The organism is Mucilaginibacter boryungensis (genome assembly GCF_015221995.1).
Lineage (GTDB): Bacteria > Bacteroidota > Bacteroidia > Sphingobacteriales > Sphingobacteriaceae > Mucilaginibacter > Mucilaginibacter boryungensis.
This window is the reverse complement of the sequence record NZ_JADFFM010000002.1, coordinates 1,110,309-1,122,351: the sequence shown is the minus strand read 5'-3', so window position 1 is coordinate 1,122,351 and position 12,043 is coordinate 1,110,309. Positions and strand designations below refer to the sequence as shown.

Annotated in this window: 9 protein-coding genes; all 9 read right to left on the bottom strand. The window is 45.0% G+C overall.

The genetic code is table 11. The features are described from left to right. Positions 1–7: 7 nt before the first annotated feature. Positions 8–1,444, bottom strand: a complete 1,437-nt coding sequence (locus IRJ18_RS17875; RefSeq protein WP_194107659.1) for a GspE/PulE family protein — start codon at positions 1,442–1,444, stop codon at positions 8–10. Continuing rightward, complete coding sequence (locus tag IRJ18_RS17870; RefSeq protein WP_194107658.1) at positions 1,441–1,839, bottom strand: hypothetical protein; 399 nt, start codon at positions 1,837–1,839, stop codon at positions 1,441–1,443. Before IRJ18_RS17870 ends, IRJ18_RS17875 begins: the two co-directional genes overlap by 4 nt. 127 nt (positions 1,840–1,966) lie before the next feature. After that, positions 1,967–2,389 (bottom strand): type IV pilin protein, encoded by a 423-nt coding sequence (locus IRJ18_RS17865; RefSeq protein ID WP_194107657.1) that lies wholly within the window; start codon positions 2,387–2,389, stop codon positions 1,967–1,969. A gap of 97 nt (positions 2,390–2,486) precedes the next feature. After that, complete coding sequence (locus IRJ18_RS17860) at positions 2,487–2,960, bottom strand: DUF6843 domain-containing protein (protein WP_194107656.1); 474 nt, start codon at positions 2,958–2,960, stop codon at positions 2,487–2,489. A 4-nt stretch (positions 2,961–2,964) separates the two neighbouring features. Beyond that, a complete protein-coding gene (locus IRJ18_RS17855; protein ID WP_194107655.1) occupies positions 2,965–3,429 on the bottom strand; it encodes a hypothetical protein in 465 nt (154 codons plus the stop codon). Positions 3,430–4,316: 887 nt separating this feature from the next. After that, the gene (locus IRJ18_RS17850) at positions 4,317–4,595 is read right to left on the bottom strand and encodes an Imm27 family immunity protein (RefSeq protein ID WP_194107654.1); all 279 of its coding nucleotides are present in this window, start codon (positions 4,593–4,595) and stop codon (positions 4,317–4,319) included. A gap of 42 nt (positions 4,596–4,637) precedes the next feature. After that, positions 4,638–5,018: a hypothetical protein gene (locus IRJ18_RS17845; RefSeq protein ID WP_194107653.1), complete on the bottom strand. Its 381-nt coding sequence runs from the start codon at positions 5,016–5,018 to the stop codon at positions 4,638–4,640. Between the two features lies 1 nt (position 5,019). Next, on the bottom strand, positions 5,020–8,514 hold the full coding sequence (locus IRJ18_RS17840; protein WP_194107652.1) for a DUF6443 domain-containing protein: 3,495 nt from the start codon (positions 8,512–8,514) through the stop codon (positions 5,020–5,022). Between the two features lie 11 nt (positions 8,515–8,525). Beyond that, complete coding sequence (locus IRJ18_RS17835; protein ID WP_194107651.1) at positions 8,526–12,029, bottom strand: RHS repeat domain-containing protein; 3,504 nt, start codon at positions 12,027–12,029, stop codon at positions 8,526–8,528. Positions 12,030–12,043 lie beyond the last annotated feature (14 nt).

Genomic DNA, 12,043 nt, shown 5'->3' with positions numbered 1-12,043 from the left:
AAAAGGTTTAGTAATTAAATAGTAGCGGGTATATTTCCTCCAGCGAAGTTAACCCTCCGCTGAATAAACGAAAGGCGTTCTCTGCCAGTGTTTGTATGCTGCGCTCAGCCAGCTGGTCCTGGATATACATGTTCCCGTTTTTAATCTCATGCGCCAGCTCCTGGTCCAGGGGAATGATCTCGTAAACCGCTTTCCGACCCTTATAGCCGGTATAATAACACTGGTCGCAGCCATGAGGCACATAATGCGTTGTTACCGGCTGATAAGGTTTGAATTGTTTGGGATATAAGCTAACATCCAGTTTTTGTTCCTTCTTGCAATGCGGGCAAAGCAAGCGCACCAGCCGCTGCGCGGCGGTAGTGTTTAAGGTACTGGCCACTAAAAACGGTGGTACGCCCATATCGATCAGGCGCGATACCGTTCCCCAGGCAGAGTTCGTATGTATGGTAGATAAAACCAAATGTCCTGTTAAGGCCGCGCGGATAGCCATATTGGCCGTTTCCACGTCCCTGATCTCCCCTACCATAATAATGTCCGGGTCCTGGCGCAAAAATGTGCGTAGTGTAGCCGCAAACGATAAGCCGATCGATTCCTTGAGTTGCACCTGGTTGATCCCTTCTAAGGTATATTCTACCGGGTCTTCTATAGTTAGAATATTTCGCGTCTCTTTATTTAATAGCTTTAACGTCGCGTATAAAGTGGTCGTTTTGCCCGACCCCGTAGGTCCGCTGATCAGCACGATGCCGTTGGGCCTTTTAACCCCTTGCAGATAGTTGTCAAGGTCAAAAGCCGAAAAACCCAGTTTGTTCAGGTCAATCTCGGTAGCATCGTTACTTAACAAGCGGAGCACCACTTTCTCGCCGTGTAAGGTAGGCAATACGGAAACCCTGATATCAAACTGTTGCTGGTGGTGTTTGAAATTGATCCTGCCATCCTGCGGGAGCCTTTTTTCGGCGATATCCAGGTTGGCCAATATCTTGATTTTGTTGACCAGCGCGGGATAATCATCCCTTTCCAATAAAAATCTTTCCACCATCATGCCGTCGATACGTATCCGCACTCGGCATTTAGTTTCATAGCTTTCAATATGGATATCGCTGCTTTTTAAGCTTTTGGCTTCATGGATCAGGTCAGCTAAAAAATCATCTTTATGGTTAGACAGCTGAAATTGCTGCTGGCCAGCCGTCACTACTTCACGGAGATAATGGCGCGATAATAACCTAGCTATTTGTTCTGAAGAAAGTGGCTGTAAATTAATAATTAACCCAAACAGCATTTCCAGTTCGGCAGCTACATCTTTCATGTTGACCGCTTCATCGCAATACAGGTTAAAAGTATGCTGGTCTTTTGATTTTGGCAATACGCGGTAATGCCAGGCTTGTTCTTTGGTAAGCCAGTGTAATTGGTCGGAAAGCAACCGGATATCTTCAACTGCGTCCTTCATCTTGATATTTTTAGCAGCCAGTTATTAGAAGTGAGGTCGATATCTTCATGAAACCAACAAAAAATTAAAACACCAATTAATAGCAAGGCTTGTAAACCCGCTAACGGAATATGCCGTTTCTTATTAATCCGCAATTGTTGTCCGAATGTCCAAATAGTTAAAACAGTAATAAGGCTGCCTACATAAAACAGGATATAGTTTGAAATAGAAAAGCAACACGTTAGGGCCGCCAGAAACAAAACATCCCCTAACCCCAGCCAACCGTTGGTGATATTTATCCATTGCTGATGCCTGAATGACAACCATGCGGAAATTACAAGCAACTGTATTATCAAGAAAATTATATTGCCACCGGCCATTAACAATAAGCCATCCCAATCATGATGCTGCAACATATAGCAGCTAATAAAAAAAGCGGCAAGCAAGGGGAATAAAAACCAGTAAACCGCCCTGCTTTTCATATCCTGCACAAAGATCATAAGCAACGAGACGGAAATTGATATTTTTAGGAGTAATAACACGTTAATCGGGAATAACTTCTTTGATATTCTTATCCTGGTCGACCGACCATACATTAAAGGTTCCGTTACCGTTAAAATCCACCACAGCGGTGGCCTTTGCGGTAAACCCCGTAATGCTGGCATCCGTAATTTCTATCCGGTAGTTCGCGCGCCCGTTAGCTTCCGTACTCAACTTTTCCTGAACAAAACCTATTTCGGCTAAATCTTTAGAATATTTGGAATGCTCAAAAAAATAATTTTTTTCCAGGGTCTGGATATGTTCCAGTTGCACTTTAGCTTCGGTGCTCTTCGCCTTAGTGATTAAGGGCAGCAAATTGGGCAGGGCTAATAATACCAGAATACCAATGATAACCAGTACAACTAATATTTCGGTCAAAGTATATGCGTCCAGCCGCTTGCGAATCAAAATTGTGTAAGGTTTCATATTGTTAATTGTACCAGCGTAATTTAATAAATATTTATACGAAAAAAATCAACTTTAGTTAACCTTTTTTTTCTACAAATATTCATTTACACAAACACTATCTGATCCCTAAAATGCGTTTTACAAATAAATCATCCTTAAAAGAAGTCAGATCTTTTGGTTTACAAATGGTGATTACCTGTACACCCAATGTGTCTCTGCTATTTGGAAATGTAATAGTCTCATCATTTCCGTAAAAAGCATATGTTTTTTCTTTATCTAGAGATTCAATGTTATCCTGTGGCTCAACTCCTTTAATTTCGCTATTTAATTTATGCTTTGTTCCAAAAAAAAACTTCTTATCGATCACCCCATAAGTTTCTTTAAAACGGCTGAGTAAGAGACCTGAGGTTGAAATTAAGTATAATCTACGCCCTTCATGATCGTATACTTCTTCATCACCGTTCCTTAGATTAGTAAATATAATTGCATTACCAACAAAGCCTTCAGGGAAAATATAAGATTCCTTTTCTGCAAATTTGCAAGACACAAAGAAAACCAAGGCTATAATTATAGTAAGCTTTTTTTTCATAAAATTATTTAATTGTCATTCCTACACTTTGCGAGTACGGTGTGGTTCGCTGATTTTCAAAGGTCTTGTTCCACTCCTTTATATTAATAGTTTTTCCATCAGCACCAATTACCCCTGTAAATATACCGTCTTTGTTAACAACAATCGAAACATTGACTGTTGACATCAGTGCATCTCCATGTCCAGCCAATCCGAAATAAGGAGCAAAGGTTGAATTAAGAGACCAGCTTCCTGCATTTGAGACACCTAAAAAAACAGAGTTCCCTTTGGCATCAGTCGCGAAACCCTCTCCTGCAGGAAAGTGATCACCTGTTATCGAGCCGGAAATATTTAAAATCTGTGTCCCATCTTTTCCGTTAGATATTGCAAACTTCAACTTTGCGTCATTATCAATATCCTCATTCGTCCATTTGCCAACCTTGGTATCAAAAAATGGTATTGCTGCGTGGTTTCCAGCCTGACTGTTCATTGTTAGAGTATTCCCGGACATGCTTGCCTCTACCTCGGTAGGCGAGCGCGCTGACCAAAGACCAAACCCACCTTTGCTTATAGCGGCTCCGCCGCTTATACTTTTGATAGAATTATCATCTGTCTCCACCCGAACCCTCGCATTAAGCTTTGAGGGCGCATTGGGATTTGTAGTGAATCTTCGATTTTCACCGTCACCCTTAAACCCTCCGCCAAACCAATTATATGGCGCAAACGATCTTAGTGTTATGTCAATAGGAAACGCTGGAGAATCCGCTCAAATTGACCACCTGATTCCGGTTTAAAGAGACCACCCATTCCGGGTTCAAACTGACCAGGGTATTCCGGAGCAAACTGACCACCCCCTGATTTGCAGTTAACGCGTTATGATCGCCCTCGACAATCCCCGAAGCTGTTGAAATAAAAGGAACCTCCTCCAGGCTCTGGAAGATCCATTGGACTGTGACAGCATCGGAAAGGGCAATTAAGGGCACTGTGGGCTCGCTAAACAGCTCAGAGAACAAAGTTGTTGAGTTGCAAGGCAAGTCGATTAATAGAGAGCGGAGCAGGAATTCTGAATTGGAGTATTGATGGGGGAAAAGGCGAAATCGCTATATTTGGTCATGCTACCGATGCATCTGCGGCATCTCTTTGCCAGCAAACGGGTGGTCAATTTTGCCACGGAATAGGGTGTAACATATGCCCGGAACGTCCACATTAATGCCCATTTTGATAAAAAGACTGTGCAACGTTTGCAGGATATTGAAGATTTAAGCCCTGCGGTTAAGGAGAAGCTGTTTTTCTTGATAGATACCATTCTACGAGATACTAAAGCGCAAAAGGCTTACGCTCATTCATAAAAACCCCCGATTAAGCGGCTTTTCGTTGTCAAACATTATATTTGTCTTTAGCTTCTGATTCTGATAGCAATATTAAAGTTGGAGGCCCACTGCCTTGCATTTCACCATGTTCAAAGTTAAGCTGCCAATATCTTTTATCTTCCGGGTCTTGATATAGGTTTAGCCAACCGGACCCGTCTGTCGATATTAGTTTCAGATAGTTATTTCGCAACCAATCAATGCGCTTACAAGTTTCATCAGCTATCATTTTTGAGCCGTCAAATATCCAATGACCAACTATCTTAGTTTCATCCTTTGTTATTCTCATTGTCTTTAATAAAAAAAGCCCCGGTTAAGGGGCTTGTCATTGTTAAGCATTAGCTAAGTCGTCATCGTGGTCAATATGGCACTTTAGCGCATAAACTGTAATTGTACTATTAGTAGAGTTTGTAGTTATTTCAAACTGCTTTAGTGTACTTACTTCTGCGCTTAACTGTCTCCATTTTTCCTTTATGGTTTTAAGAGCATCGCTTGAATAATTAATCTCTGCTGACCTAATAGTTTCTTCAGCTATAACATTAAAGTTCAAGTTTAAATCAGCATGATAAACATCTTCAAACGTTATACTCAATTTCTTTGAGTCTGGTGTCGTTATGCTCAATTTAACTATATCTTGATATCCGGGATTACTCCTGTCTATGTAGATATTTCGCAACACGCAATCGTGCCATTCAATTTCGTTGAAATCCATATTAGTGATTATTGAATCCAGGATCATTACCATTTGGTACGTGGTGTTCTTTGCCACCGTCTAAGTGATAATGACTTACCTCAGGGCCTTTTTTACCTGTAGGGGTCGCTGGGTCTATTCGCAATTGTTCTTTAAACTTACCATTCTCCATCGTACCATAGGAACCCGGTCTATTAGGGTTTTCAACCATTCCTTCAGGTATAGCATATTTTTCTCCTTTAGGCAATGCTACGCCATCTTTAGTAACCACAAAAGCATCATTTGCTTTACTAACGTCATTCGCTACACCCCCAACCTTTTCTACATCACCCGCAATTTCTGCTACTTTCACTGATTCAGTCGCAACCTTAACTTCTCCTGTTCCAATAGCTAATTGTGCAACGTCTCCAACGACATTACCAATCATATTGGCCTTTACTCGGGAGTTTCCAGTTTTAAACTTATGAACAGCGCCAGCGGCTGCCATTGTCATATTTACTGCACCTTCAGTCGTTCCAAGACTGGCTATTGCTTTGACAGTATTTATTGGATGTCTTACAGCATTATAAACTCCGGTAACGCTTCCTACCGCACTTTGGCCTAATCCTTTACCAAATGCCACAACGTCACCCCAATCCGGCCACATTCCATCGGGGTCTGTAAACCGCATAGGGTTATCAAAGCCATAATTATAGGGGCTCCATCTTCTCCCTTTCTCCGCCAACGGATCCATACTCGTCCACCTCCCAATCACCGGGTCATAGAACCTTGCGCCGTAATCGTACTGGCCCAGTTCATCCTGCAACTCCTTCTTATTGTAAAGATAGTTGTTTTTGGGGCTAGTTGTATTCGGCTGTGAAGAGACTAAGCCGAAGGGGTAATAGTCATCGGTCTGCGTAGGCGTCAATCCGCCATGGCTGCTGTCGAAACTTACCCGGCTGTTGCCCAGATGGTCGGTTAAGGTATATTCGTAGTTCGGTGTGCCGGTTGGGTTCAGTATACGCCCTTCCTCCGTTTGCACAAAGTCTATATTACTGCCGGTGTACTGGATGCCGTCAATATATTCGGTTACCGTGCTGTTGACGGTCTTCCTGAGCTTTTTTCCGGTTGCATCATAGGTGTAACCAAGGTTCAGGCTGCTTATGTTCCGGGGCAGGTTGAACAGGTTATAATCAATGCTATGCCCTTGTCCGTCCGATGGCGCGTTGCCGTTACCGTCATAAGTACCATAACTGCGGTATTGTGCCGCGCCGTTCTTTACCGAGGTTAGCTGGTTGCCGGTATAGCCGTCATAGCTTAATGTTACCGCGTTGGCACCGCCTGCCCGGTTAAGGGTTAATAGATTCCCCGACTTATCATAAGTAATGCCCGTTTCTGTGTAAGCGGTATTACTGTTACCGGCGGTAAGCCGGTTAAGGGCATCATACGTGTAGCTATAGTTTTTGCTTAAACTGCCCGGCGTCCCCCAATACTGTTCGGCTATATTGCCGTTATATTGTTTGGCGGTGCCATCATTATAGTTTAGCTGCATGGCAAACAGGTTTGCACTGCTTGTTTTCAGCCAGCCCCTTTCATTATAACCATAGGTAATATCCTGCAAAAAGCTGGTGCCATTGGTGCTGTGCAGGTGCTTGGCGTACAGTTGCCCAACCTCGTTAAACTCGCTTTTGCTAATGGTGATATCAGCACCGTTGTTTATTTTCTCGTGCGTTTCCGTTTTGCGCCCCATATGGTCGTAAACATAACTGTTGGTTAGGGTGAGGGCTAATACAGCTGCCGTATTACCACTGTTTTTTGCGTAATGCTTCCTTTCAGTAGTGGTTACGGCGTTGCTAAAATCGTAGGTGCTACTAATCTCGTCGTAATTATAATCACTTACTATGCCACCCAGGTAATGCTGCGCGTACGTTTTGGTGTTACGTCCCAGGTCGTCATAATAGTTCACCTTCCACAGCATATCGCTGCTGATGCTGCCATTGGGGTTCAGGATAGCGGTCTTGCTTGCCGTGGCCAGCCCCCGCGTCATCGTGCTGTAACTATTATGCTGGTTGTAAGCTGACGGCAGGCCTGGGATATTGTAATCATCGTAATAACTAATCGCCAATGTATTGGTCCAGCTACCAGGCCAGGCATTGGCTGTATAGCCGTTGCCGCTGCTTTGCGCAGTTTCCCACAGCGTGGGTTGACCGTTAATTATGCCTTGCAAATCGGCGCGGGTAATAGCCGTACTGCCATTATCCCAGACACCGCTGATCACCGCCCGGCCTAAAGCATCGTACTTGGTGAACACCCACTGGTTCTGGCTGCGCTGGTTGGCATCCTGCGTGGCCACCACCTGGTCCAGCGTATTATACACCATATATTCCCAGCCTTTGCCTGGCAGCCTTTTTTCCACCAGCCGGCTGCGCTCGTCGTAACGGTACTGGTAGCACAGGTTATCCAGGGTGGTTTGGCTAATGGCTGCGGTATTGTCCGGATCAGCACCCGGCGGCAGCACAAAGGCCAGCTGCCCCAAATCGTCGTAGACATAATAGGTGCTCAGTATTTCCAGCGCGCTGTTCTTATAGTTGAACGTACGCTTCAATACCACATGCCCTTCCTTATCGGTATAGGTTTCTGTTGTCCCGCCCCGGCCGTTGGTCCAGTTCTCGTCCTTGCTGACAGTTACGGTCAGCTGGTTAGCATCGTAAGTGGCCGTATTGCTGTTAGCCCGGCTTAAGGTCCGGCTGCCGTCAGTGTTAATGGCAGCTGTATATAAGGCGACCAACCGGGTATTGGCCGTATCGGTCAGGGCAGTACTGTTGTTCGTCAGGTAATCCATGACCACTGTGCGCCCTGCCGTGGTGGTGCGGTTAACAGCTGGCTGCCACGTGCTGCCCGGCGCGCCCTGTTCCAGCACCCGGTTTAGCGGCGAAGGTTCAAATACCGTTTGGGCGAAAGGCGCGGTTATGGTGGCTACCCCTGAGGACGGTGTGGTATAAAAAGTGTTTTGTGCCCCGGTCAATGCGTCAGCGCGGTAGGCCCCCGGTGTGCCTGTTGCGGTATAAGGCAAATACTTCATCGCTTCCCGGCCAAACTGGTCGTACGCTACCGGCTGCACTACGTCGGCCGTGGCCAGCGGGTTGCCCTTTACCTGCACCGTTTGCAGCGGCCGGCCCAAACCGTCGATATACTGCACGGTTTGCAGTGCATCACAAGTGCCCAGCCCGCTGAGCTGGCTGTCAGTAGTCAGCCCACCTATCCGTGGCGTGATGGTGCGGATATAGTTCTGGTTAGCACTCAGTGCCGTAGCCAGCGGTACGCAATCCGGCGCGCCGATATAATAGTGCACTGCCTGTCCTATTCCCGGGCTGATCGTCGTCGTGGCGCTGATCGTTATGCTCGTATTATGGTAATACTCGCCGGAAGTGATCGTGCCGGTCACCGGAGCGGCCACATACGTTTGCGCCTTCAATGCGGCGAATGGCATACTGCCCAACAACCCGGCAATGATAAGGTGATAAAGTTTGCTTTTCATAACGGTTCAGGTTATTGGTTGGCGTAATGATAGTCCGTGTGTTTGACAATATTCCCCTGCTGGTCCCTAATGTTGATTAGGCGCTGGAAGCTGTCGTACTCGTAGTAGGTCGTCTGACCTTTCGTGTCCGTCATACTCGTCATACCTACTAAGGGCTCGTAGGTGTACGTGGTGATCTGCGCGTCTCTCGGGTAAATGCGTACATCGTCATAGGCTGAACCGCCGGTCATGGTATAACTGCTGCCCGTGTAACTATCCTGTTTGTACTTCCACGTAGCCCCATCCAAATACCAGTAATCAATAACATAAGCCCGGCTGTTCGGCGCAGTCCAACTCACAGAGGTGTTGGTGGTATATTTGTTGCCTGTATGCGCCGACCCTGCTGTACCGCCCGTCTCCTCGTAGTTCTGTACATAAAACTCAGTGTTGGACGCGTTTTTGCACTCGGCGATGGGATACTGGTTGTTATACGACCATTGATAAGCCTTCGTCTGCTGACCGTTAGCGATCATTTTCACCGGGTTGCCGTAATTGTCATAATCCAACTCATTTTTCAAATCATAATAGCTATTGTTAAATAGCAGGCTATTAAAAGGCCCGGTCGCCGGGGAAGACTCTCCAACCGTAGTATTACTCAACGGTAGTACGGTCTTTAACTGGTATGTTTTATAAGGGCTGATAAATTTGTTGCCGGCAAAATACTTGTATTCGGTTACTGTGCTCGCTAGCAAACTATCCGTTGTTCCTACTTCCCGCCATTTTTGCACCTCCACGGGTGATTCAATCTGATTTGCAGCAATCATGGCACTAAAAATACTACCCGCAGAACTGCTGTAATCTACCGGAAACTTATATTTTGTAGTTATTCTGGAACCGTCACTTTGATTAACGGTAGACCGGGATACCTGCCTGTTTGTGGCATTATAATCGTAAGAAATATAGTTCACATGATTACCCGCCGGTGTGTAATCGCTGGTCGTTGTATTAATTAACCGGTACCAATTACAATAAACAGGGTAACTTTTAATATAATATACCGCCGCCAGGCCATCTGGTGGAATGTCCGCACCACTCCCCCAGAAATCCTCCGTACGGGGCAAGTCAAATATAAAAGGCGGTGTTTGGTAGGTCATTCCCCAAAATGTTTTCTGGGCGGGGCCATAATCTGTATAATTATTTTCTACTTTCTGAAGGATACCGCCCGTTGCTTTGAACGTCGATTCTGTTAATAAAAGCCCATTACTAATTTGTTCCGTTGGCGGTGCATTATAAGAAGACCCATAATTCCCATTCATAAAACTGCTTATTTTCTTTCCCCCTTCACCGTTTTCACCAAACAATTCCGTTACATAACTGTACCCAATGTAACCACCCTGCGCGGCGGTACTAAGGGGCAGGACACTGGAAGAGCGATATTCAATAAATGTGCCTGCATAAGCACTCCGGCCATCGAGACTACCGACCCAGCTACTAAATAAAGGGATGGAAAATGCATCTTTATATATGGGTGTGGTCATTAAAACCCCGGATGACGTTGTCGCATCGGCAATGTCCCGGTATATATATTTATTAATCATTGTATGTTGATTGGCATCCGTTGCCGTAATCCGCTTTACACGCAAACCCCCTCCGCTAGTCCCTCCGGGCTTGCTTCCGATAATATTCCTATATCCCAGGCTAACATCAGCCACGGTGTGCGAATAATCGGACTCGGCAATGATCCGGTACCATCCTGGTTGTACTTTTATATTGTATGTTTTATAGCTGGCAGTTGCGCAATTTTCATAAAACAACGCTTTAATGTATTCACTGGGTGAATATTGTTCGATACTCGAATACCCTGTTGCCGCAGAATCGGGTATAGCTACCAACAAGGCAAATGCCTCGTTTTCACCAGGGCTGCTGGGCATTTGACTACAGTCCAGCCCTTGTTGGGCAGATCCCGAAAAAGTAACTGTAGTTTCACGCGGCACATAAAAATCCTTTTGAATAAATGGCACGCTTGGATTAGACGGATAGAAACCTGTATTTGATTCGATCTGGCCGCCCGCGCCTGCATAAATCGGAGGGTTCCCTCCAAAATCATTTAGCTCATAATCAAACTTGACCGATCCGCCGGTTGGATAATCTATTTGAGTTAGTATACCTATTTGTGCGCGGGCTGAATCGGCTTCCCGGTTGCCACCATTATCTATCAAAATATCTTCACTGTCGAAATAGGTTTTCGGAACGAGTTTGCTATTTCCGGCACCATTATAAAGCCCCCAATGGTCTACTGACTTGGTTTGTTTGGATGGTAGCGCCATTGTTTCATTATAATTAAAATGATAAGGCTTATTATCCACATACAGATAATCTAATTTAAGCCTGTCAGAAAAATAGCTATAATTGAATTTCACTGACCTTAAAGGGTTAACGTTATTATTTGCGTAAACGGACATAGAATCAAGGCGGGACGGAGTATATCCTTCAAATCCCGCAGCATCTGTTCTTGGGCTGATATTAAAATCAACATGCCCATTTTTGAATGTCACCCCGACCAAAACTACCTCCTGGGTAACCGAACGTGATAAATTATAATAATCTACGACGTGTTGAACTACCGATGGGTCATTGATATACCGGTAATAGTAGGTTTCACTGAGAGAGGTGGGGCTTGCGATACCACCGCAATCAGCGGGTACCGTGTAATGAAAAATAATCTTATCCCCGGCAGGTGCCGCAACAGAATCCAGGTACCATGAATTAATTGATTTATTATCAGGGCAATCATTTCCGGTTAAAGTTAGTTGTGCAATATCACTTCCCGCGCTTTCTGTTACCGGTAAACTTTCTGAAAAACCATATTCGCGTGTGCCAAAGTAATAATTAATGCCCTTTCCATCGGTGACAGTGAACCGTTTTTGATTATAATCCAGTAATATTTTCAGGTCACTTTTCTGATCTAATTCTACAGCATAAACCATTCCGTTGGAATGCTCCTGCTGTGGTATATAAAACTTCCCGGAATAACCTCCGAAGTTAAAATAAAACAGATCCGGTTCAGAATCAAAAGTACCTCCATATACCTGTGTCAAAGCCTGTTCAGCTGCCGGAAGCCCAATTCCTGCGGTACCCGCCCAATAGCCGTTACCATAACCGGAGTCTACTGCGGGCGATCCGATAAACCCAGACCCAACCATATCGTCCTTGCCTCGTATCGAACGGCCGATAACGCCGCCGCAATTTAAAGACCAGCCTAATCCAACCCAACTAGCTTCTTCGGAGGCTTTTATACCTGAAGCATGGTAGGACAGACTGACAGGTAATGACAGGGAACCGGACTGAATCGTGTATAAGGGTATGCTGATATTGGGTAAACCGGTATATTTACTTACAGGTATTTGAGCGTATTTTAATAATGACGCGGTGTTGGGAGAAGGAGGTATTAATGATTTATCGGAACTAGTTTGTGCATAGCTAAGGCTGGCACTTAGTATTAATAAACAAATTAAAAGACTGTAAAGTTTTTTCATAACAAGCAGGATAT

Coding starts and splice junctions, on each gene's coding strand:
- IRJ18_RS17875 (WP_194107659.1), bottom strand. CDS start 1,444: ATGAAGGACGCAGTTGAAGATATCCGGTTGCTTTCCGACCAATTACAC.
- IRJ18_RS17870 (WP_194107658.1), bottom strand. CDS start 1,839: ATGTTGCAGCATCATGATTGGGATGGCTTATTGTTAATGGCCGGTGGC.
- IRJ18_RS17865 (WP_194107657.1), bottom strand. CDS start 2,389: ATGAAACCTTACACAATTTTGATTCGCAAGCGGCTGGACGCATATACT.
- IRJ18_RS17860 (WP_194107656.1), bottom strand. CDS start 2,960: ATGAAAAAAAAGCTTACTATAATTATAGCCTTGGTTTTCTTTGTGTCT.
- IRJ18_RS17855 (WP_194107655.1), bottom strand. CDS start 3,429: ATGAACAGTCAGGCTGGAAACCACGCAGCAATACCATTTTTTGATACC.
- IRJ18_RS17850 (WP_194107654.1), bottom strand. CDS start 4,595: ATGAGAATAACAAAGGATGAAACTAAGATAGTTGGTCATTGGATATTT.
- IRJ18_RS17845 (WP_194107653.1), bottom strand. CDS start 5,018: ATGGATTTCAACGAAATTGAATGGCACGATTGCGTGTTGCGAAATATC.
- IRJ18_RS17840 (WP_194107652.1), bottom strand. CDS start 8,514: ATGAAAAGCAAACTTTATCACCTTATCATTGCCGGGTTGTTGGGCAGT.
- IRJ18_RS17835 (WP_194107651.1), bottom strand. CDS start 12,029: ATGAAAAAACTTTACAGTCTTTTAATTTGTTTATTAATACTAAGTGCC.